The sequence below is a fragment of the Domibacillus sp. PGB-M46 genome (assembly GCF_022668875.1).
In the GTDB taxonomy this organism is placed as follows: domain Bacteria; phylum Bacillota; class Bacilli; order Bacillales; family Domibacillaceae; genus Domibacillus.
Genome location: NZ_JAKGCR010000089.1, coordinates 1 through 288, shown reverse-complemented (window position 1 = coordinate 288; position 288 = coordinate 1). Strand labels below are relative to the sequence as shown.

1 protein-coding gene is annotated in these 288 nt (G+C 38.2%); it reads left to right on the top strand.

Features of this window, described 5'->3' with window-relative positions:
• Window positions 1-97: 97 nt before the first annotated feature.
• On the top strand, window positions 98-288 hold a 191-nt coding region (locus L2D08_RS23725), incomplete at its 3' end, for a helix-turn-helix domain-containing protein (protein ID WP_242238022.1).

The following is a 288-nucleotide window of genomic DNA, read 5'->3' as shown; positions in this document are numbered from 1 at the left end:
GGGACTGACCCCATGGAGTGAGACAAATAAAAACACCTTTAAGTTGAAAAATGGGTATGTAAGTACCTAAAAAGCCAACTTGGAGGTGTTTTTCATTATGAGGACAAGAGTGAGTTATCCAGCAGAAATAAAAATGAAAGCTGTACAGATGAGACTAGCTGGAGTAGCCGTTAAAGAAGTAATGAAAGAATTAAATATTCGAAACTATACACAGCTTAAAACATGGATGAAATGGTACAAAGCAGGTGAACTTCATCGGTTTGAACAGCCAGTGGGCAAGCAGTATTC